General features: G+C 64.3%; 20 protein-coding genes. 8 read left to right on the forward strand and 12 right to left on the reverse strand.

Annotated elements, in window-relative coordinates; genetic code table 11:
• Positions 1-55: 55 nt before the first annotated feature.
• The 4 genes from CR152_RS25765 (at position 56) to CR152_RS25780 (ending at position 8,266) form a co-directional block, all read left to right on the forward strand.
• Entirely contained in the window at positions 56-1,141 is a 1,086-nt protein-coding gene (locus tag CR152_RS25765) for a phosphotransferase (RefSeq protein ID WP_099879756.1), read from the forward strand.
• A complete protein-coding gene (locus CR152_RS25770; protein WP_099879758.1) occupies positions 1,138-2,397 on the forward strand; it encodes an acyl-CoA dehydrogenase family protein in 1,260 nt (419 codons plus the stop codon). Before CR152_RS25765 ends, CR152_RS25770 begins: the two co-directional genes overlap by 4 nt.
• Positions 2,398-2,813: 416 nt before the next feature.
• Positions 2,814-7,349 (forward strand): response regulator, encoded by a 4,536-nt coding sequence (locus tag CR152_RS25775; protein WP_099879760.1) that lies wholly within the window; start codon positions 2,814-2,816, stop codon positions 7,347-7,349.
• Positions 7,346-8,266: a diguanylate cyclase gene (locus CR152_RS25780; protein ID WP_099879762.1), complete on the forward strand. Its 921-nt coding sequence runs from the start codon at positions 7,346-7,348 to the stop codon at positions 8,264-8,266. Before CR152_RS25775 ends, CR152_RS25780 begins: the two co-directional genes overlap by 4 nt.
• A gap of 55 nt (positions 8,267-8,321) precedes the next feature.
• Here the strand turns inward: CR152_RS25780 and CR152_RS25785 are convergent, their stop codons facing one another.
• The 5 genes from CR152_RS25785 to CR152_RS25805 all read right to left on the reverse strand — a co-directional run bounded on the left by CR152_RS25785 (position 8,322) and on the right by CR152_RS25805 (position 13,429).
• Entirely contained in the window at positions 8,322-10,013 is a 1,692-nt protein-coding gene (locus CR152_RS25785) for a methyl-accepting chemotaxis protein (RefSeq protein WP_099879764.1), read from the reverse strand.
• A gap of 154 nt (positions 10,014-10,167) precedes the next feature.
• Complete coding sequence (locus tag CR152_RS25790; protein WP_099879766.1) at positions 10,168-10,623, reverse strand: MaoC family dehydratase; 456 nt, start codon at positions 10,621-10,623, stop codon at positions 10,168-10,170.
• On the reverse strand, positions 10,616-11,086 hold the full coding sequence (locus CR152_RS25795) for a MaoC family dehydratase (protein WP_099879768.1): 471 nt from the start codon (positions 11,084-11,086) through the stop codon (positions 10,616-10,618). The genes CR152_RS25790 and CR152_RS25795 overlap by 8 nt, the downstream gene beginning before the upstream one ends.
• Positions 11,083-12,228, reverse strand: a complete 1,146-nt coding sequence (locus CR152_RS25800) for an acyl-CoA dehydrogenase family protein (protein WP_099879770.1) — start codon at positions 12,226-12,228, stop codon at positions 11,083-11,085. Before CR152_RS25800 ends, CR152_RS25795 begins: the two co-directional genes overlap by 4 nt.
• Before the next feature lie 10 nt (positions 12,229-12,238).
• Positions 12,239-13,429, reverse strand: coding sequence for an acyl-CoA dehydrogenase family protein (locus tag CR152_RS25805; RefSeq protein ID WP_099879771.1), 1,191 nt, complete (start codon positions 13,427-13,429; stop codon positions 12,239-12,241).
• 166 nt (positions 13,430-13,595) lie between these two features.
• Between CR152_RS25805 and CR152_RS25810 the strand changes: the two genes are divergently transcribed.
• On the forward strand, positions 13,596-14,072 hold the full coding sequence (locus CR152_RS25810; RefSeq protein ID WP_099879774.1) for an Rrf2 family transcriptional regulator: 477 nt from the start codon (positions 13,596-13,598) through the stop codon (positions 14,070-14,072).
• Positions 14,072-14,845, forward strand: a complete 774-nt coding sequence (locus CR152_RS25815; RefSeq protein ID WP_099879776.1) for a DUF4184 family protein — start codon at positions 14,072-14,074, stop codon at positions 14,843-14,845. Before CR152_RS25810 ends, CR152_RS25815 begins: the two co-directional genes overlap by 1 nt.
• Before the next feature lie 75 nt (positions 14,846-14,920).
• Here CR152_RS25815 and CR152_RS25820 read toward each other — a convergent pair whose 3' ends face one another.
• The 6 genes from CR152_RS25820 to CR152_RS25845 form a co-directional block, all read right to left on the reverse strand.
• Positions 14,921-17,161: a carboxy terminal-processing peptidase gene (locus tag CR152_RS25820; protein WP_099879778.1), complete on the reverse strand. Its 2,241-nt coding sequence runs from the start codon at positions 17,159-17,161 to the stop codon at positions 14,921-14,923.
• A gap of 174 nt (positions 17,162-17,335) precedes the next feature.
• Entirely contained in the window at positions 17,336-17,845 is a 510-nt protein-coding gene (locus CR152_RS25825) for a hypothetical protein (protein ID WP_099879780.1), read from the reverse strand.
• A 229-nt stretch (positions 17,846-18,074) separates the two neighbouring features.
• Positions 18,075-18,362 (reverse strand): DUF1963 domain-containing protein, encoded by a 288-nt coding sequence (locus tag CR152_RS25830; protein ID WP_099879782.1) that lies wholly within the window; start codon positions 18,360-18,362, stop codon positions 18,075-18,077.
• 108 nt (positions 18,363-18,470) lie between these two features.
• Positions 18,471-18,701: a hypothetical protein gene (locus tag CR152_RS25835; RefSeq protein ID WP_099879785.1), complete on the reverse strand. Its 231-nt coding sequence runs from the start codon at positions 18,699-18,701 to the stop codon at positions 18,471-18,473.
• An 18-nt stretch (positions 18,702-18,719) separates the two neighbouring features.
• Positions 18,720-19,472, reverse strand: coding sequence for an SHOCT domain-containing protein (locus tag CR152_RS25840; protein ID WP_157778737.1), 753 nt, complete (start codon positions 19,470-19,472; stop codon positions 18,720-18,722).
• 187 nt (positions 19,473-19,659) lie between these two features.
• Positions 19,660-19,908, reverse strand: a complete 249-nt coding sequence (locus CR152_RS25845) for a DUF3297 family protein (RefSeq protein WP_099882783.1) — start codon at positions 19,906-19,908, stop codon at positions 19,660-19,662.
• A gap of 119 nt (positions 19,909-20,027) precedes the next feature.
• On the opposite strand from CR152_RS25845, the gene CR152_RS25850 reads away from it, so the two are divergent.
• On the forward strand, positions 20,028-20,738 hold the full coding sequence (locus CR152_RS25850; RefSeq protein ID WP_099879788.1) for a hypothetical protein: 711 nt from the start codon (positions 20,028-20,030) through the stop codon (positions 20,736-20,738).
• A 153-nt stretch (positions 20,739-20,891) separates the two neighbouring features.
• The gene (locus tag CR152_RS25855) at positions 20,892-21,119 is read left to right on the forward strand and encodes a hypothetical protein (protein WP_099879790.1); all 228 of its coding nucleotides are present in this window, start codon (positions 20,892-20,894) and stop codon (positions 21,117-21,119) included.
• A 96-nt stretch (positions 21,120-21,215) separates the two neighbouring features.
• Here CR152_RS25855 and CR152_RS34400 read toward each other — a convergent pair whose 3' ends face one another.
• Positions 21,216-21,638, reverse strand: a complete 423-nt coding sequence (locus tag CR152_RS34400) for a DUF7684 family protein (protein WP_229413590.1) — start codon at positions 21,636-21,638, stop codon at positions 21,216-21,218.
• Between the last annotated feature and the right edge of the window lie 67 nt (positions 21,639-21,705).

Genomic DNA, 21,705 nt, shown 5'->3' on the forward strand with positions numbered 1-21,705 from the left:
ACGGTCGTTCTATTCATGCGCTAGAATAGATCTCACATAACCAGCAGGAGACAAGATGTTCGAGGAAATGATGGGGACCAAGCCGGTCTCGGAGCGCCAGAAATTCGACGTCGACGCCCTCGACGCTTATCTGCGCGCCCATGTCGAAGGCTATCCCGGCGGCCCGCTGGAAGTGGCCCAGTTCAAGGGCGGGCAGTCCAATCCCACCTTCAAGATCAGCGCCGGCGGCCAGCATTATGTGCTGCGCACCAAGCCCGGACCAGCCGCCAAGCTGCTGCCGTCCGCCCACGCCATCGAGCGCGAATTCCGCGTCATGGATGCCTTGCAAAAGGCCGGCTTTCCCGCCGCCCGCCAGTACGCGCTGTGCACCGACGAGTCGGTTATCGGCCGCGCGTTTTACGTGATGGAATTCGTCGATGGCCGCGTACTGTGGGATCAATCCCTGCCCGGCATGACGCCAGCCGAACGCGGCGCCATTTACGATGAACTGAACCGCGTCATCGCCGCTCTCCACACGGTCGACTACGCCGCCATCGGCCTGGCCGATTACGGCAAACCCGGCAATTATTTCGCGCGCCAGATCGAACGCTGGACGCGCCAGTACCAGGCCTCGGTCACGGAACCGATCGATGCCATGGACCAGCTGATCGCCTGGCTCCCGCACAATATTCCGCCGGGCGACGATACCGCCATCGTGCATGGCGACTTCCGCCTCGACAACATGATCTTCCACCCGACCGAACCGCGCATCCTCGCCGTGCTCGACTGGGAACTGTCGACCCTGGGCCACCCGGCGGCGGATTTTTCCTACCATTGCATGAGCTGGCACATTCCTCCCGGCCAGTTCCGCGGCATCGCCGGTCTCGACCTGGACGCCCTCGGCATTCCCACCCAGGAAGCCTACATCGCCGCCTACGCGGCGCGCACCGGCAAGTCCATCCGCATCGAGGATTTCAATTTTTACCTGGCCTACAATATGTTCCGTCTGGCCGGCATCATGCAAGGCATCATGAAACGCTACGTTGACGGCACCGCGTCCAGCGCGCAAGCCCTCGACAACGGCAAGGCCGCCCGGCCCATGGCCGAATTGGGCTGGCAGTACGCCCAGCGCGCCATTTCTCTCTCCAAGGAATCCACATGAACTTCGATTACTCCGACCGTTGCAAAGAGTTGCAGGCGCGCCTGCTCGCCTTCATGGACCAGCACGTCTATCCGAACGAGACCGCCTTCAAGCAGGAAGTCGACCGCAACGGCACGCACAAGGGCAACCGCTGGATTCCGACCGAGCTGATCGAGCGGCTCAAGCCGCTGGCGCGCGAACAGGGCCTGTGGAATCTGTTCCTGCCGAAATCGGTGCGCGCGCCGGAGGGCTTGTCGAACCTCGATTACGCGCCGCTGTGCGAAATCATGGGCCGGGTCGGTTGGGCGCCGGAAGTGTTCAACTGCGCCGCGCCCGACACGGGCAATATGGAAACCATCGAGCGTTACGGCAGCGAGGAACACAAGCGCACCTGGCTCGAACCGCTGCTGCGCGGCGAGATCCGCTCGGCCTTTGCCATGACGGAGCCGGCTGTGGCCTCGTCCGACGCGACCAACATCGAAACGAGCATCGCGCGCGAGGGCGACGACTACGTCATCAACGGACGCAAGTGGTGGATTTCGGGCGCGGGCGATCCGCGCTGCAAGATTTTCATCGTCATGGGCAAGACCGCTCCGGAAGCGGCGCGCCATGCCCAGCAATCGATGATCCTGGTACCGGCCGACACGCCCGGCATCACCATCGTCCGCCCGCTGCCCGTGTTCGGTTACGACGACGCTCCGCACGGCCACTGCGAAATCCTGTTCGAGAACGTGCGCGTGCCGGCCTCCAGCCTGCTGCTGGGCGAGGGCCGCGGTTTCGAGATCGCCCAGGGCCGCCTGGGGCCAGGCCGCATCCACCATTGCATGCGCGCCATCGGCGTGGCCGAGCGCGCGCTGGAACTGATGTGCCTGCGTCTGAACAGCCGCGTTGCCTTCGGTAAAAAGATTTCCGACCAGGGTGTGTGGCGCGAGCGCATCGCCGAGTCGCGCATCCAGATCGACACGGCGCGCCTGCTGACGCTCAAGACCGCAGCGCTGATGGATACCGTGGGCAACAAGCACGCTCAGGCCGAGATCGCCATGATCAAGGTGCTGGCGCCGAACGTGGCCCAGCAAGTGCTGGACTGGGCGATCCAGGCGCATGGCGCGGCCGGCGTGTCGGATGAGTTTCCGCTGGCCTACCAATGGGCCGGCAACCGCACGCTGCGCCTGGCCGACGGTCCGGACGAAGTGCACCGCAACGCCATCGCCAAGATTGAATTGGCCAAGCACATCAAGCTGGGCGAAGACCTGTCGCTGCCGATCACCCGTTCCTGACCCGCACCGATCCTTCCGGCAATTTTTCTTAACCGGGGGGCAAACCTCAATTAGGAAACATTTCGAATTGGAGGTCTGATCCTATTGCCGCCAAATTAAGCTCCGTCATTCCCGCGCAGGCGGGAATCCAAGCTCCACCGCTCAGCAAAGATGCCTTGGATTCCCGCCTGCGCGGGAATGACGGAACTGAGTTTTCGGGCAACAATGGCTTAACTTAACGGCATTCAGGTCAGACCTCATTTAAAAAACGTTTCGAATCGGAGGTCTGACCCGGTTAGGAAATGTTGCTGGTTGATATGGCAGAAGCATAGCCGCACACGGCTGGCGTAAAGTGCTTTGAAGAAAACGCCCGCTCGGCTACCATCGTTCTCATAGCGGTGCGCGGCGCCGCGTTTGATGCGGCGGAGGCTCGGGCAGTGTCGTTTTCATCACGTTCAACCCTGCCGTCCATCCGCTCGAAGACCGCCAAGCTGGTCCTCGCCTGCGCCTTGCCGACCCTGGTCGGCTTCGCCGCCCTGTCCTATGATTCTTTCCGGCGCGAGCACCAGAACCTGCTGCGCGACGCCGAACGGCTGGCGCAAAATGTGCTCCAGGCCGCCGAGCGCGATCTCGATGCCGGCGAAACCGCAGCCCGCGCCCTGGCCAGTTCGCCCAGCCTGACCAGCGGCGACCTGGCCGACTTCCACTCTCAGGCGCGCAGCATCCTGGGCCCGGAGTTCCCCGCCTACGCCTTCGTGCTGAGCGACCTCGATGGCAAGCCACTGCTCAATACCCGCGTCGCCCACGGCCTGCCGCTGCCACCGAACGGCAACGTCGAGACCATCCGCCAGGTCGCCGTCAGCGGCCTGGCCGCCACCTCGGACCTGCACCGCGCCACGCCGACCGCGCCCTACACTGTCTCGGTCGAGGTGCCGGTGCGGCGCCACGGCGAGGTGGTGTACGTGCTGTCGGCCCAGTTGCGCCCCGAACGCTTCAACCAGCTGCTGGCCGACCAGCGCCTGCCGCCGCGCTGGAGCGCCCAGCTGTTCGACCGGCGCGACATCTTTGTCGCGCGCAGCATCGCTCCCGAGAAGTTCGTCGGCGCGCTGGCGCGCCCGGAAATGGCCGACCTGGCGCACCGCGCCAATGCCGGCACGATGGAACTGACCTCGCGCGAAGGCGTGCGCGTCATCTCCAGCCTGCAGCGCTCACCCAGGCGTGGCTGGTACGCCACGGTCGCCCTGCCGCGCGACGCGGCCTATGAGGCCATGCGCGAGGCGCTGGCCAGCGTGTTCCTCAGCGTCGCCGCGCTGCTGGTGGTGGGCTTTGCCGCCGCGTGGAGCATCGGCGGCGTGATCGGGCGCTCGGTGCGTTCCCTGTGCGCGCCGGCGGCGGCGCTCGGCCGCGGCGAGCCGATGGCGCTGCCGCCGATGCAGATCCGCGAAGTGGCCGACGTCGCCGGCGCGCTGCAGCACATGGACGGCGAGCTGCAGCGCTACCGCAACGACCTCGAAACCCTGGTCGCCGAACGCACCGGCGAACTGGAACGCGCCAACGCCCTGCTCGAAACCGTGTACGCGACCGCGCCGGTGGGCCTGGCCCTGCTCGACGCCGACCTGCGCGTCGTCATGGTCAACGACTACCTCGCGGCGATCAATGCGCTGCCGGTGGCCGCCCATCTGGGGCACACCCTCCCCGAGCTGCTCGGCCCCCTCGGGGTCGAATACGAGCAGGCATACCGCCAGGTGCGCGATACCGGCCTGCCGATCAAGTCGGTGCACGAATCGCGCTCGGTGCCCGGCTCGCCCGATGTGGAAAGCCACTGGGTGACCAGCTACCATCCGGTGTTCGGCCCCGACCACGCGCTGGTCGGCATCAGCGCCGTGGTGCTCGATGTCAGCGAACGCAAACTGCTCTCGGATCGCCTGCGCGACGTCAACGAGCAGTTCCGGGCGCTGTACGAAATGTCGGGCGACGCCCACATGCTGATCGCCCTGGGCGCCGGTTTCGTCGGCGGCAACCAGGCGGCGGTGCGCATCTATGGCTGCGCCACCATCGAGGAATTCCTGACCCTGTCGCCGGCCACCACCTCGCCCGAGTTCCAGCCGGACGGGCGCCGCTCCGACGAGAAGGCCGAACAGTTCATCCGCTACGCGATCGAAACCGGCAGCCATCATTTCGAGTGGCTGCACATGCGCCGCGACGGCACGCTGTTCAACGCCGACGTGCTGCTCACCAGCGTGAACATCGGCGGCAAGGGTATTTTGCAGTCGACCGTGCGCGATATCAGCGAGCGCGTGGCGGCCGAGAAGGCCCTGCGCGCCACCAGCGAGCGGCTCGAACAGAGCGAGCGCTTCATCCGCACCGTGACCGACAACGTGCCCGGCATGGTGGCCTACTGGGACGCGGAACTGCGCTGCCAGTTCGCCAACCGCCGCTATCTGGAGCTGTTCGGGCGCAGCGCCACCGGCATGACGGGCGCGCGCATGGACGATATCCTCGGCCCCGAAACGATGTCCGACATCGCGCCGCACCTGCGCGAGGTCCTGGACGGCAAGGCCACCCATTTTGCGCGCGACCTGCACGAGCCGTCCGGCGAGGTGCGCCATACCTGGGCCAATTACATCCCCGACTTCGATGAAGAGGGGGCAGTGCGCGGCTTTTACGTGCTCATTTCGGACGTCTCGGAACTCAAGCGCACCGAGTTGCGCCTGCAATCGCTCAACGAGCAGCTGATCCAGGCGCTGGAACGGGCCGAATCGGCCAGCAGCGCGAAAAGCCAGTTCCTGGCCAATATGAGTCACGAAATCCGCACGCCGATGAATGCCATCATGGGACTGGCGCGCCTGCTCGAAGAAGGGCCGCTGGAGCGGCGCGAGCGCAGTTATGTCGCCAAGATCAAGATGTCGACCCGCTCGCTGATGGGCATCCTGAGCGACGTGCTCGATTTTTCCAAGATCGAAGCGGGCCAGCTGGTGCTCGAATCGTCGCCATTCGCGCTGTGCCAGGTCCTCGACAGCATCACGGTGCTACTGTCGGCCAATGCCTGGAACAAGGGCGTGGAGCTGGTGTACGCGGTGGCGCCGGACGTGCCGCTGACCGTGGTGGGCGACGCGCTGCGGCTCGAACAGGTGCTGCTGAACCTGATCGGGAACGCCATCAAGTTCACCGAACAGGGCGAAGTGGTGCTGTCGATCACGCGCCGCGGCGAAGCCGATGGTGTGGTGGTGCTCGATTTCGCGGTACGCGACAGCGGCATCGGCATCGCGCGCGAGCAGCAGGCGCACATGTTCGACGCGTTCTCGCAGGGCGACACCTCGACCAGCCGCAAGTACGGCGGCACCGGGCTGGGACTGGCGATCTGCCGCCGGCTGGTGGGGCTGATGGGCGGCACGCTGGGCGTGCGCAGCGAACTTGGCGCCGGCGCCGAGTTCCATTTCGATTCAGCCTTCGGCGTGGCGCATGCCGACGACGCGGCCGTGCTGCCATCCCTGCCGACCGGCGCGGTGCACTCGGTGCTGGTGGTGGACGACAACCGCAGCGCGCGCCAGGCTGTCACCGGCCTGTGCGCCAGCTTCGGATGGGTGGTCGACAGTGCCGCCAGCGGCGCCGAGGCGCTCGAACTGCTGCGCGCGGCCGGCCGCGCCGGGGCTCCCTACGATCTGATGTTCCTCGATACGGCGATGGCGGAGCTGGACGGCATCGCCGTGTTGACTTTCGCGCGCGCCGATCCGGCCATCGTCATGCCGCGCTGCGCGCTGATGGTGGCCGAGAGTGCGCGCGAGCAGCTGGTGGCACTGCAGGAAGACCTGAAACTGGACGCCATCATGAGCAAACCGGTGACGCGGCTCTCCCTGATAACGACGGCAATCGAACTCCATACCGGGAAAGCGGCGCCCGAGGCGGCGCCCGAGATGCCGCTGGCGGGCCGCCTGAAGGGCATGTATGTGCTGCTGGTCGAGGATAACCAGATCAACCAGGAAGTGGCGAAGTACATCCTGCTGCACGCCGGTGCCGCGGTCGACATCGCGGGCAACGGGCGCATCGCGGTCAGCATGCTGGCCGATGCCCCCAGCCGCTACGATGCCGTGCTGATGGATATCCAGATGCCGGTCATGAACGGTTACGAGGCGGCCGAAGCGATCCGGCGCATGGGCGTCAAAGCGCTGCCGATCATTGCAATGACCGCCAACGCGATGGAAGAAGACCGCCAACAAGCCATCGCGGCGGGCATGAACGGCCATGTGGCCAAGCCGATCGACGTCGACAACCTGGTCAATACCCTGATTCGCGTGACCTCGGACGGCGCCGTGCACGAAGCGCATGCGTCCGGGAGCCATGGGCATGCACCCAAGGCCGCATTGCCCGACGGCGTGCGCACGCTCGACATCCCGGGCATCGACCTGGCATCGACCCTGCCGCGCTTTGGTGGCAATATCGATAACTTTGTCACCTTGTTCAAGCGCTTCGAGAATTCGCAGGGCCAGACCCTGGACGAGGTGCGCGCGCTGCTGCGCGGCGAGCAGCGCCAGGAGGCGATCCAGCTGGTGCACCGCCTGCGCGGCGTGGCGGCCAACCTGGGGGCGAGCGAGCTGGCGGCGCTGGCCTTCGACTTTGAACAAGCCTTGCGCGGGGCCGGCAGCGCCGAGCTGACGGTGCGCCTGGGGGCGCTCGACAAGGCGCTGCAGGCGGTGTTCGAGACCGCGCGCGCCCTGCCCGCGCCGGCGGCGGCCGGTGTGCAGCCGGGGGCACAAGACCCGGTACAAATAAACGCGGCGCTGGCGGATCTTCTGAGTTTGCTTCAGAATAACAATCTGAAGGCCATGGCGGCATTCGACGCATTGCGTCCGGTTCTGGACGCGGCCCTGGCCCCGGCTGTGGTGAGCGCGCTGGGCGATGCCGTCGCCACACTCGGTTTTGCCAACGCCGCGCTGCAGGTGCAAGAGATTTTGAAACGAAGGGACCATGCATGAGTTGGACCGATATGGCGAGGAACGGGCGTATCCTGATCGTCGACGACGCGATGGAAAACATCCAGATCCTGCACCAGGCCTTGCAGGACGAGCACGACGTGCTGTTTGCGATGAACGGCGCCAAGGCGCTGCATATCGCCCAGAACCAGCGCCCCGACCTGATCCTGCTCGATGCGATGATGCCCGACATGGACGGTTATGCGGTGTGCCGGGCCTTGCGCGAGTCGGGAGCGACGCGCGACATTCCCATCATTTTCGTCACGGCGCTCAAGACCCCCGAGGATGAAACGCGCGCACTCGAAGCCGGCGCCGCCGATTTCATCACCAAGCCGGTCAACGCGGCGGTGGTGCGGGCGCGCGTGCGCACCCAGCTGACGGTCAAGCGCCAGAGCGATGCGCTGCGCGAGCTGACCCTGACCGACGGCCTGACCGGGGTGGCCAACCGGCGCGGCTTCGACGAAGCGATGGATACGGAATGGCGGCGCTGCGCGCGCGCGCGCATGCCGATCGCGCTGATCATCGCCGATATCGACCATTTCAAGGCGTATAACGACGCGTACGGCCATCAGGCCGGCGACGACAGCCTGGTGCAGGTGGGAGGCGCGATGCGGCGCGCGGCGGCGCGGCCCCAGGATCTGGTGGCGCGCTACGGCGGCGAGGAATTCGTGATCCTGCTGCCGCAGGAAGACAAGCGCGGCGCCGAGGTGGTGGCCAGGAAGCTGCTCGACGAGATCGCGCTGCTGGCCATTCCGCATGAAAAATCAGGCGCGTCACCGTGGCTGACCCTGAGCATGGGGGTGGCCAGCCTGATGCCCGCCGATGGCCTGCTGCCGGGTGGGCTGATCAAGACGGCCGATGCGCTGCTGTATGAAGCCAAGGCGGGTGGGCGCAACCGCTACTGCCTGCAGCCGGATTAAGACAAGGGCCGGGTTGTTCCCGCGCCAGGACGCGAACAACAAGATTGACGTCTGCTCAGAACTCCTCCCAATCATCCGTCCCCGCAGCGGCCACCTCGCGCTTGCGCGCGCCCGCGGGGCTGGCGGCCTGCCTTGGCCGCTCCACCGGCACCCTCGCCTCCACCTTGCGCGGCGCCGGCTTGGTCCGTCCTTCCGCCGCGCTGGCCGGCAGCTTGAACACACTGACCACGCCAGCGAGCGTTCCCGCCTGATCCTGCAGCGCCCCGGCAGCGGCCGCGGCTTCCTCCACCAGCGCGGCATTTTGCTGCGTCACCTCGTCCATCTGCGTGATTGCCCGGTTGATCTGCTCGATCCCGGCCGTCTGCTCCACGCTGGCCGCCGTGATCTCGCCCATCATGTCGGCCACGCTCTTGATACTCGTGACAATCGCCTGCATGGTCGATCCGGCCCGGTCAACCAGCTCGCTGCCCTGCGCGACCTTGTCCACCGAGTCGTCGATCAGCATCTTGATTTCCTTGGCCGCCGCCGCCGAGCGCTGCGCCAGGTTGCGCACCTCGCTGGCCACCACCGCGAAGCCGCGCCCCTGCTCGCCCGCGCGCGCCGCTTCCACCGCCGCGTTGAGCGCCAGGATATTGGTCTGGAACGCGATCCCTTCGATCACGCTGATGATATCGACAATCTTGCGCGAGGACTCGTTGATCGACCCCATCGTGTCGACCACCTGCGCCACCACCGAACCACCCTGCACCGCCACGTGCGAGGCCGAAATGGCCAGCTGATTGGCCTGGCGCGCATTGTCGGCATTCTGCTTCACGGTCGACGTCAGCTGCTCCATCGACGATGCCGTCTCTTCCAGCGAACTGGCTTGCTGCTCGGTGCGCGTGGACAGATCGAAGTTGCCGCTGGCGATCTGGCTCGACGCCGTCGCAATCGCATCGGTGCCGCTGCGCACCTGGCTGACGATATTGCGCAAGCCGGCGTTCATGTCGCCCAGGGCATGCAGCAGCTGCCCCGTCTCGCTCGACGATCCGGGCGCAATGTGGGTGCTCAGGTCTCCCGCCGCCACCGTCCGGGCCACATTGACCGCATCATTGATTGGCCGCGTGATCGAACGCGTGATCCACCACGCGGCCACCACGCCGATCAGCAGCGCCAGCGCGCCCTGCCACAGCATCATTGTGCGGGCGTCGGCAATGCTGTCCAACACTGCGCCACTGGCCGCTTCGGCCAGCCGCTTTTGCAGGGCGGCCAGGGCGGTGATGGACGTTTGCAGCGCGTCGAGCGCCGGCAGCGTCTCCGAGCGCATCAGGGTCGACGCTTCGTCACGCTGGCCTTCGGTGATCAGTTTGTCGACGCGCGAGTACGAGGCGACGTAGACGGCGCGCTCGCGCATCACCCTGGCCAGCAGTTCGCGCCCGTCGCGTGAATCGATCAGCTTTTCGAGCGTCGCCAGCGCGGCGGAGATCAGCTTCTTGTTCGCTTCGATGCGCTGGCGGATATTGGCCAGATGCGCCGGGTCGGTGACGATGAACAGTTCGAGCGTTCTGCGCGCATTGGCGCGCGTGCCGACGTTGATCTCGTTGGCCGCTTCGGCCTTGACCCACTCGTGGTCGACCATCCGCGCGGTGCTGGCGCCGGCGCTGTTGAGCAAGGTGATGCCGGTGGCGACCAAGGTCCCCATCAGCAGCAGCACAAGACCGAAACCGGCCCCCAGACGAACACCGATCTTCAAGTTCGCAATTTTCATCCGGACTCCTGGCTGATGACCACACAGAACGACGACAGCTACCCGTCGGCCCATACTAGTCCCATACGCGGCCAGGATTCGCCCGTGCATAATGATAGTTGCGGTGCCAGTTGGGGAGGTGCAGATGGCGGGACCGGCGGCCCCGCCGGGGACATCAGGCGTAGCGGCGCATCAGCAGTTCGGCCACGCACACCGGTTTGGCGCCACCCTCGTTCTCGACGACGACGCTCCATTCGAGCTGCGCGCCGCCTTCGATGGATTCGACCTGCAGCAAGGTCAGGCGCGCGCGCACGCGGCTGCCCACCGGCACCGGAGCGGGGAAGCGCACTTTGTTGAGGCCATAGTTGACGACCATCTTCGCATCGACCATGCGCAGCGCCCTGCCGAACAGGCCGGAAATGAGCGACAGTGTCAGGTAACCATGCGCCACCGGGCCGCCGAAGGGCGACTCGCGCGCGCAGCGTTCCTGGTCGACGTGGATCCACTGGTGGTCGTCGGTGGCGTCGGCGAACAGGTTCACGCGCTCCTGTGTGATTTCGAGCCAGTCCGACACGGCCAGCTCCTGCCCCACCAGCGCCTGCATGTCGGCCAGGCTGGAAAATTCACGCATTGCCGTCCTCCTTCGGGCGGCGCCCGAACATGCCCATGCCTTCGATCGTGCATGCCACCTCGCCGTGCTGGTTGACGGCCTGCCACGTCGACCAGACCACGCCGCGGTCGGGACGCGAGCCCGATGGCTTGAGCGCAGTGGTGATGTAGCTGACGGTGAGCGTGTCGCCGGCGCGCACCGGCTGCGGCCAGCGTACCTTGTCCAGTCCCGGAGAGCCCATGCTCGACGAGGTGCCCAGCACACTGTCGACCACCATGCGCATCATCATGCTGCAGGTATGCCAGCCGCTGGCGATCACGCTGCCGAAGATGGACGCCGTGGCCGCATCGTGGTCGACGTGGAAAGGCTGCGGGTCGAACTGGGTGGCAAAGGCGATGATTTCTTCCTCCGTCACGGTGCGGCTGCCGACCGGAATCTCCTGGCCGACGAAAAAGTCCTCGAAATACCATGTGGTCTTGGTCATGCAATGTCACCCGCCGCGAAACCCGGCTGCGCGATGAAGCGCTGCAGGTGATGGTCGGAGTCGCCCAGCGACAGTTCGATCATGGTCAGGCGCTTGAAGTGGTGCGCGGCCGGCAGTTCGTCGGTCACGCCCATGCCGCCGTGCAGCTGGACCGCCTGCTGGCCGACGAACTTGAGCGCCTGGCCGACGCGGAACTTGGCCGCCGACACGGTGCGGCGGCGTTCTTCCGCGTCCGTTGAGGCCAGCCGCACCGCGGCCAGCAGCGCCATCGAGCGCGCCTGCTCCAGGTGAATGTACATGTCGGCCATGCGATGCTGCAGCGCCTGGAATTTGCCGATCGGCGCGCCGAACTGGGTGCGCGTCTTGAGGTAGTCCAGCGTGGCGGCGAAAATGGCTTCCATCGCGCCCAGCGCTTCGGCGCACAGCAGGCCCGCGCCGTAGTCGGCGCCGGCGTCGAGCAGGTCCCAGCCCTGGCCTTCAAGACCGATCAGGTTCTCGAGCGGGACCTGAACGTTGGCGAAGGTGATGTCGGCGGCGCGCTGGCCGTCGAGCGTGCGGTAGTCGCGCACGGTCACGCCGGCGGCGTCCAGCGGCACCACGAACAGCGACACGCCGTCCATGCCGCGCTGGGCGCCGCTGCTGCGGGCCGAGACAATCAGGCTGGCGGCCTGGGCGCCGTGAATCACCACGCTCTTGTGGCCATTGAGCGTAAAGCCGCCGCCATTGCCGACCACCGTGGTGGCGATGTCGGACAGGTCGTGGCGCGATTGTTTTTCAGCCAGCGCGCAGGCCAGTTTGAGTTCGCCGCCGGCCACTTGCGCCAGCAGGTCGGGATGCTTGCCGCCCAGGGCGAGGAAATGCGCACCGAGCACGGTGGCGAAATACGGTTCGACCACCAGCCCGCGCCCCAGCTCCTGCATGACGACGAACATGTCGACCGCCGTGCCATTGAAACCGCCCTGCTCTTCCGGCACCGGCAAGGCAAGCATGCCCAGTTCGGCCAGCGCGGCCCACGCGGCGTCGGAGGTGCCCGATTCGGAGTGAACGATCTTCTTGCGCGCCTCGAAGCTGTAGTCCTTGGTCACCCAGCGCTTGAGGGCATCGGCGAAGGCCAGCTGTTCTTCCTTGAAGTTGAAATTCATGTTCAGTCCCTCACAGGCCCAGGATCATCTGGGTGATGATATTGCGTTGAATCTCGTTCGAGCCGCCATAGATGGAGGTCTTGCGGAAATTGAAGTAGTGCGCGGCCAGCGGCGCGGCGGCGTCGTCGCCGAACACGCTGTGCGGCGTCTCCGATTCGAGATAGGCGGGGTCGAACGGCAGCGCCATCGGGCCGACCGCTTCGACCATCAGTTCGGTCAGCGTCTGCTGGATTTCGGTGCCGCGCACCTTGAGCACCGACGCTTCCGGACCGGGTGCCTTGTGCTCCTGCGCCAGCACGCGCATGACGGTCATCTCCAGTGCCATCAGTTCGATGTCGAGCGTGGCCACCTTGGCGGCGAACAGCGGGTCGTCGATCAGCGGCTTGCCGTTCTTGCCGCGCTGCGCGGCGATGCGCTTGAGCGTGGCCAGTTCGCGCTTGGAACGGCCCACGGCGGCGATGCCGGTGCGTTCGTGGCCGAGCAGGTATTTGGCGTAGGTCCAGCCCTTGTTTTCCTTGCCGACCAGGTTTTGCACCGGCACGCGCACGTTATCGAAGAAGACTTCGTTCACTTCGTGGTCTTCGTCGAGCATGATGATCGGGCGGACCGTCACGCCCGGGCTGTGCATGTCGATCAGGAGGAAGGAGATGCCTTCCTGCTTGCGCACGCCGCTATCGGTGCGCACCAGGCAGAAGATCATGTCGGCATGCTGGGCCAGGGTAGTCCAGGTTTTCTGGCCGTTGACCACGTAAACGTCGCCATCGCGTTCGGCGGTGGTCTTGAGCGACGCAAGGTCGGAGCCGGCGCCCGGTTCCGAGTAGCCCTGGCACCACCAGTCCTCGCACGAAAGGATACGCGGCAGGAAGTGGGCTTTCTGTTCGTCGCTGCCGAAGGCCATGATGACCGGGGCGACCATGTTCACGCCGAACGGAAGGATCGGCGGGGTGCCGGCGCGGGCGCATTCTTCTTCCCAGATGTGGCGCTGCACGGCGCTCCAGCCGGGGCCGCCGAATTCGGTGGGCCAGCCCGGCGCCACCCAGCCTTGCTTGGCCAGGGTCTGGTGCCAGCGCACGTAATCGTCCTTCGACAGGCGCAGGTGCTTGCGCACCTTTTGCTGCAGATCGGCCGGAAGATGGGCGTCGAGGAAGGCGCGCGCTTGGTCGCGGAACGCCAGGTCCTCGCTCGTATAGTTCAGGTCCATACAGTCTCCTTGTTGTTATCGCCTAAAAATAGCACGACCGTTCACAATGATTGTACCCGAAAAAATCGCCTCGGGAAGACGGCTTTTGCCGACCTCAATATCGCCCCACGCGGCATGCCGCGAGGCGGTAAACTGTGCGTTCAGATCACCTCGAGCGACAATTCAAATGAGAACAGACAGCCGCCTTTCCCGCGTGCTCCATGTGCTGCTGCACATGGCCAGGCATGACGGACCTTTGACATCGGAACACATCGCGAAAATGCTCGATACCAATCCCGTGGTGGTGCGGCGCACGATGGCCGGCTTGCGCGAAGCGGGCTATGTGACGTCCGGCGCGGGCAAGCACGGCGGCTGGTCGATGGCGTGCGATTTGCGCTCGGTGACGCTGCTGGACATTCATCGCGCCGTGGGCGGGCCGCATCTGTTTGCCATCGGGGTGGATAACGACCATCCAAATTGCGCCGTGGAACAGGTGGTCAACCAGGCGCTGGGAGACGCGCTGCGCCGGGCGGAGGCGATTTTGATCGAGAGCCTGGGCAATGTCGTGCTGGCCGACCTGGCGCAGCAGTTCGACCAGTTGTGCGTGGACGGCGGGTGGGACAAGGCGGCGAAGCACGGGGCCGGTGACGGAAACAAAACCTGATGCCGTTTACCTTATGCCACCCCGCCATCGTGATTCCGCTGCATCGCTGCGCACCGGGTTTCACCTCCCTTCCTGCGCTCGTCATCGGCAGCATGGCGCCCGATTTCGTGTACTTCTTTTCATTCGGCGTCAGCGGACCCTTCAGTCACAGCGTGCCGGGCATACTCGCGTACTGCGTTCCGGCCGGCGCATTGGTGTATATCGTTTATTACACGCTCTTGAGGCAAGCCTTTCTGGCGTGGCTGCCGCTAGCGATCAGCGCACGCATGGCGTGGCACGTGCCAATGCCCTTCCAAGGTGCGCAAGCGGCAGGGGTGACGCTCCTTTCGCTGGCAATCGGCGCCTCAAGCCATATTGCCTGGGACGCGTTCACGCACCCCGGCACATTGCCTGTCAATTATTTTGGACTGGCACGCACGCTGGTTTCGATCGGCGGCCACGACATACGCGTGTATAAAGTTCTGCAGCACATGAGCAGCCTGGTCGGATTCCTGGTGATCTCCAGTTGTACCGTCGCCTGGGTGCTGCGCAGCCCGCCTGGCCCGCCGTATCCTCTATCGTTGAGCAACAGGCAGCGGCTACTGGTTGTGGCTGCGGTCGGTGCGGCGGCCGTAGCTGGCAGCGCGGCGGGATTGCTGCTCCGGCAGGCGAGCTCCATCGAACGCGGGCTTTTCAACGCCATAACGACGGGTATGGCGGCCGCGGCAATAGCCATCGTGCTGCTCTGCGCCGCATGGAAGGCATGGGCATACAAAAGGATCGAGAAAAGCTGAGGTGACTTGCAAGCCGGGCGGTAAACGACGACGGGGCCCATCAGGCCCCGTCGTCGGAAATTACTTCATGCCTGCTCAGTTACCGGGTTTGGCGGCCGGCAGGTAAGGCATCAGGCGAGCTGCCATGCGCGTATCGGTCTTGAGCATGTCGATCTCATCGGCCAGGATGTGCGCCGCTTCCTGCAGCATCACGTCCTTGGCATCCTTGGCCGCTTTTTCGGCGGCCAGTTCGGATGCCAGATTACGCTCGTCGGCCTGCAAGCCATCGTCCTGACGGTTCGGCTTGGTAGTGGCGGCCTTGGCCGTCTTGGCCGGCGGCACCAGCTTGCTGCGCGCATCCTTGGCGTCGAGCAGATCGGCCGGCTCGTCGGTGACGGCGGCGCGCAGGGCTACCTGGCGTGCCTCGCGCTGCTTGGCCTTGGCTTCGAGCGCATCGCGTTCCTTGCGGCGCACGGCTTCGTTCAGGGAGATCACGTTATCCTTGCGCAACTTACGCAATTCCGCCATGTCTTCCTGCAGGTACTGGAAGTCCTTGTCCTTGGCGATGCGCGCTTCGTGACGCTTTTGCAGCGGAGCAACCAACTGCTTGACGTTGCCCGACGGCGTGAACGGCACCGGCTTGATCGCTACCCACGGCAAGGCATTCTCGTAGCTCGACTCGCCGAAGCCTTCCGGATCGGAGGTCACCGGCATCTTGATGTCGGGCGTGACGCCGCGCAACTGCGTGGTGCCGCCGTTGATGCGGAAAAACTGCGCGATGGTCATCTTGAGTTCGCCGTAGCGTGCTTTTTCACCCGGGTTGCCACGGTCGAGGTTGACCAGGGTCTGGACGGTGCCCTTGCCGAAGCTCGGTTCGCCCAGCACCAGGCCGCGGCCGTAGTCCTGGATGGCGGCGGCGAAAATTTCCGACGCCGATGCGGAGCCGCGGTTGATCAGCACGCCCATCGGACCATCCCAAGCCAGGCCCGGCTGGACGTCGCTCTCGACCTCGACCCGGCCTTCGGCGCTGCGCTGCATGACGACCGGGCCTTTGTCGATGAACAAGCCGGTCAGCTCGACCGCTTCGCCCAGGGCGCCGCCGCCATTGTTGCGCAGGTCGATCAGCACATTGTCGACTTTTTCTTTCTTGAGCTCGCCGAGGATTCGGGCCACGTCGCGCGTGGCGCTCTTGTAGTCCTTGTCGCCGCGGCGGCGCGCTTCGAAGTCGAGGTAGAACGTCGGCAGCGAAATCACACCAACCCGGCGCTTGACGCCGCCGTCCTTGACTTCGATGATGGTTTTCTTCGCGGCCTGCTCTTCCATGTTGATTTTCTTGCGCACCAGGGCCACCGTGACGGTCTTGCCATCGGTACCGGCATCGACCGGCAGCACGTTCAGGCGCACCACCGATTCCTTGGGACCACGGATCAGCTGGACCACGTCATCGATGCGCCAGCCGAGCACGTCGGTGAAGCCCGGCGAATCGGCCTGGGCCACGCCGACGATGCGGTCGCCCACCTTCAGCTTGCCGGACATGCCGGCCGGGCTGCCCACCACGATTTCGCGGATGACGGTGTAGTCTTCGCGCTGCTGCAGCACGGCACCGATGCCGTCGAGCGAGAGGCGCATGGCGATGGCAAAGTTGTCGGCCGAACGCGGGCCGAGGTAGTTGGTGTGCGGCTCGATCGAGGTGGCATAGGCGTTCATGAAGGTCATGAACACGTCTTCGCTGTCGACCTTGCTCATGCGGCCGACGTAGTTTTCGTAGCGCTTGTCGAGCGTTTCGCGGATCGACTTGTCATCCTTGCCAGCGAGCTTGAGACGCAGCCAGTCGTTCTTGACGCGCTTGCGCCACAGATCGCGTGCTTCTTCCAGGTTTTTCGGCCAGGCGGCTTTTTCGCGGTCGATCTGGAAGGTTTCGTCGACGGTGAAGTCGAACTTGCCCTTGAGCAGTTCACGCGAATAGGCAAAGCGCTCGTTGAAGCGCTGCTGGTACAGGCTGTACATGGAAAACGGCGTGACCAGGTTTTCTGTCCTGATCGCGTCGTCGAGCTTGGTACGCACATTGTCGAACGAATCGACATCGCTCTGCAGGAAATGCAGGCGGTCGCCATCGAGCGACTTGAGGTAGCGGTCGAAAATCTTTTCGGACATCGCATCGTCGAGCGGCGTGACCTTGTAATGGTGGCGTCCAAAGACGGTGGCGGCCCAAGCCGCAGCCTGCGTTTGCGTCGCAACCGGCCGCAGCTGGGTGGTGCCTACCTTGACAGGCTGCGGGACTGCCGCGTGTGTCGTCGCGGCAAATGCCAGTGCGACCATCAACATGTGCTTCTTCATTCGTTGTCTCTCCGAGCGGGAACTGGTGTTATCTGCGGGCGAAACCGTGCACTGCAAGGGCGCCCAGCCGCTAAATCGGCTACTGCTGCTGATTCTAACAGGATAGTGGCATGGGGCAGAGCCAGCCAGCGCGTTGGCGCGAAACCGAGCTTACGGGCTGGGGGCGGTACGGGTTCATGGATTTACAAATTGAAACAGGTGCGGCCGGAAGTGAAACACCAGCCAGGCCGCGCCGGCGATGATAAACAGATAAGGCCAGGAGCGTACTGCGATACGCCAATCAACCATCGATGGCCAGAACGACAGGAACTGGGGCGCCAGCGCCAGCGCGATGAACAGGTCGCGCGTGTCGAACTGCCACGGTTGGCGCGTGCGCCACCAGGCCACGCAGAACGGCAGCAGCACGATCACCAGGGGCGCCAGGGCCGCCGGGGCGGCGTTATACCAGCGCACCCGGGTCAGCGTGACCGATCCGAGCTCCCAGTGCCGCCCTACCCTGCGCGGAATCACGGTGAACGAGGCGGGCCGCGCGCCCGTCAGCAGGCCGGCCACGAAGTGCGCCAGTTCATGGCAGATGGTACCGGCAACAGTGAACAGGAAGAAAAATGGATGGGCGCCGGCCAGCACCCGGATCACCAGCGCCAGCGCGACCGAGGGCGCGAGGTAGAGGAGAATCTCTTTCATGGGGCCGCTATCGGCAATGCGGCGGGAAACTGTCCGGCTTTCATCGCCGAACTTATACCATAGACCAGCCCGACAGAACGCCGGCATGCTATCGTGCGCGGCCCGGTCATGCCTTTTCGAGCTGCACCGAGCTTTTGGTCATGCCAGGGTTGCCGTCATCCATGCGGTAGCGCCCGATCCGCCGGCGCTGAACGGCCGGATCGAGGTGTCGGCTGCACGCCTGGGTGCACTAGTAAAACCGGCATTCCCAGCGCCACTGCCCGTCGGGCAAGCGGTGGAAGTAGCCCATCCCATTGTCGCCCCACATCCAGCCGACCTTCTCTTCCGGCCCGACCTGGAACACGAAGTCATGGTGGCCGACGCCGTGCTGGATTTCGTACGGATAGCCGCCGGCCTTGGTGCCCATATGGCGCGAGAAATCGTCGAAAAAGGCGTCGGATGCGGCCTCGTCATCGTTGACCGCTGCCAGATCGACAACTTTCCAGGCGCCCTCCCAGCCCGGCGCATCGCCATCCACGCGCCTCCAGCGGATGGGAAAGGGCTGGAAGGGATGCGCCACCTCAGGAAGCGCAATAAGGCCGTCGAGGCGCGCGTATTCGCGGATCTGCCATCCTTCGCCGTGCGCCTACAGGTCGAATACGCCCGGAGTCCAGCCGTGTTTCGCCGCCACGTGGCGCATCGAATACGAGCCGATGCAAATGACGTTGGCGTGATCAATCTCGGGTGGCGGCAGCAGTTCGCCGGTTTTCGGTACCACCGCGTGCACGGAATAGCCGATGCCGAATCGCTCCAGGGTGGCGATCAGGGCGTCCCAGCCGGTTTCGGACAGAAATCCATCTTGCAGGATCCAATGCACGCTATAAGCTTCGTGCGTTCACGACGGCCGGCCGGTCCGGTTGCCGAACGACAGCCGGCGCGCCGCGGCGCGTGCCTCATAATCGGTATCGCCGAGCAGCTTGGCTTTCTGTTCCGCAAATTCCTCTTCGGTAAGCAAGCCGCTGCTCATCAACTCGCCAAGCTTCTTGATTTCGTCGGCGACGGCTCCCAGCGGCACCGGCGGCGCTGCGGGAGTTTCGAGCGCAGCCCGACGCGCCATGCGCTCCTCTTCATTGCGATTGGCTTGATCGATAATCACGTTCATGAGCGAGAACCAGCGCCTGGCCGACGCAGCCTTGTCGGTATACTGCCGGCTATTCTTCGGGGTCTGGACGTTGAGGAAAGTGAGACTCAGCGGCGGCGCGGTGGTCCTGCTGACCACCAGGCGCAATTCGAGTACCCGCGCCGAGCTTGCGGCGGAATTGACCCAACGCCCATTCTCGCCGGGATGCGGAAACCTGCCTCTGGACGCCATCATGAGCGAAACACCGTCTTCAATCAGCTCGGCACTGAACAGGTCGTCGTACGGAAACAACCGGGTTGGGAGATTTTTGCCGTCGGCGGTGATGAGACACATTTTCCCGCTCACTTCGTCAATGCCGACGCCGGTCTTCTGATCGATGCCGACAACGTGCTGCGTCACCCTGAGCCCGGCTGCGGCCATCGCCGCCAGGAAGGCTTTTTCGCGCTGGTTTGCCCTGACGGCGCCCGCGACTAGCCACAGTACCAATGACCCGACAATCAGGCCCAACCACATTCCTATGCTCACGAAGGCTCCTGGTGACGAACGTCGGCAAGGCCGTCGCGACGACCACGCGCACAAAATAATATCCCCGATGGTCGTGCCGCCTGAAAAACAGGCGGCATCGCAGCGGGGATGGAAATGGAATAACAGGGTGCTGCACCCGGCTGAATCAGCCGGATGCCGTCAAAGCGCGCTATTTATAGAACGCTTCGACCGTTCCCTTGAGTTTGATGAGCATCGGATGGCCTTTGCGGTCGAGGCTTTTGCCAGCCGGGATCTTGATCCAGCCTTCGCTGATGCAGTATTCCTCGACATTGAGGTGTTCTTTGCCGTTGAGCGTAATGCCGACGTCGCGTTCGAAAGCGTCAGCGTTATGAAAAGGGCTGCGCGGATCGATCGACAGGCGGTCGGGCAATGGGGGGAGTGTAGTGGTATCGTTCATGGGCGAATTATCCACCAGATCGGCGCGCAGTACAACGGGCTTTGTGGCGCGCTTTTGCATCAATGGCAAGTATGGCATCATGCGCCATTCGGGCAAATTGCCCATCTTTAAGGGAAACAATGACAGCACTGACACGCCTGAAGCTCGCGGAAGAAGCCATGCGCGAAGGCCGCCATGAAGAGGCACTGCAGGAATTCATCTGGTTCCACCATCACGCGCTGGAAGAAGATCCCTCGCTGTCCGACACGAGGGCGTACGCGCTGAGTTTTTGGATGGAGCTGGGCCAGGCATATCCCAAAGCGATCGATGCGCTGCGCTCCATCCGCGGCGACAAGGCTGATGCACTTCTGCGCGGAGAAACCAACCTGGAATGGTTCTGGGATATCGTTCTCATCGACGCGGAGCTCGGCAATACAGCGGCCACCTACCAGCTTTACCTCGCGCTTGCCAAGGCGTGGCCAGCGTTCGCGAAAGAGTGCGCACGGGTTGCCATACCCGCAATTGTAGAGGCGCAGGATTACGCGCTGGCGGCAAGCCTGATGCCACCGCCAGAGACGCTGGTACGCGAATTGGCAAGCATGCTCGAACAAGAAATTGCAAGCATCAAGCAGCAACCCTTTTCGCGCACACCCGTGCGGTGGGGCGAAATCACCTGGTACGCCGAAGAGGTCAAGCGGCTGGTCGCGATCCAGGCCGGCATCGGCGACCATGCCGAAGCGGCCCGTATCAAGGCCCTGGCAATCAGCTTGATCAAAAGCCCGTCCGTGCGCAGGGATGTTGCGGCCGGATTCATCAAGCGTTCCAGGCCACCGCGCTTTGCACGGCGTTAAGCACGAGGCGGCGGATTGAGGCTGCTGCGTAGAGTCGCAGCAGTGATTCCTGCCACCGTGTGGGAGGTGGCAAGTTTGCAAATGCCGAGGGCGTTCTCGACTGGACCGTGCGCACGCCAAGAGTGCGGCCAAATTGCTCATCTTTAAGGAAACATGAACGCACAAGAACGGCTTTTGAAAGCGGACGAAGCCGCGCGCGAAGGTCGCCACGAAGTAGCCTCGCAGGAATTTATCTGGTTCCATCATCACGCGCTGGATGAAGAACCGTCGCTATACGGTGTGAGGTTGTTCTTCGCGCCCAGTTATTGGAATGAGCTGGGGCAAGTTTATCCAAAAGCGCTCGACGCGCTGCACGCCATCCGTCCCTGGCAATCAGCTTGATTAAAAGCCCGCCCGTGCAAAGGGACGTCGCGGCCGGATTCATCAAGCGTTCCAATCCGCCGCCCTACAGGGTGCGTTAGCATTAACCCGGACGATTCACGCTGCCGCGTAGGCTTGCAGCAGCGCTTCCTCGTTCGCCGCGTCGGCAATATGCAGCAGGACCGTCTGTTTGAGCTCCACCACCGGATGCACCGCATCGTATTTGCAAAAGCCGAACACGTCCTCGATCGGATCATCCGCATGCCACGAAGTGGGAATGAAGTGCTGGTCGGGGATATCGCCGAAGTCGAACGCTTCGATATTGGCCATATCGACCGCGTCGTCCCAGGAACTGCAATCGACGCCCCAGGCGATCATGTAGCGGCAACCGGATTTGACAATCCAGTCGCTGACCTGCGATTGCCATTCCGGCGACACGGCGGCATCGGCGACGACCACCATCTTGTACGGCGCCGGCTTTACGCGCCCGGTGGGCGTATCGCCCGGCGCAAGATGGATATAGGTGACGGGATGAAACATGCAAACACCTCCTTAGCGTGTTCTCGCCGAGTGCCCTGACCTCGGCCTTCAACAGCACGCGCCACGC

It is taken from the genome of Massilia violaceinigra (assembly GCF_002752675.1).
Taxonomy (GTDB): Bacteria; Pseudomonadota; Gammaproteobacteria; order Burkholderiales; family Burkholderiaceae_D; genus Telluria_A; species Telluria_A violaceinigra.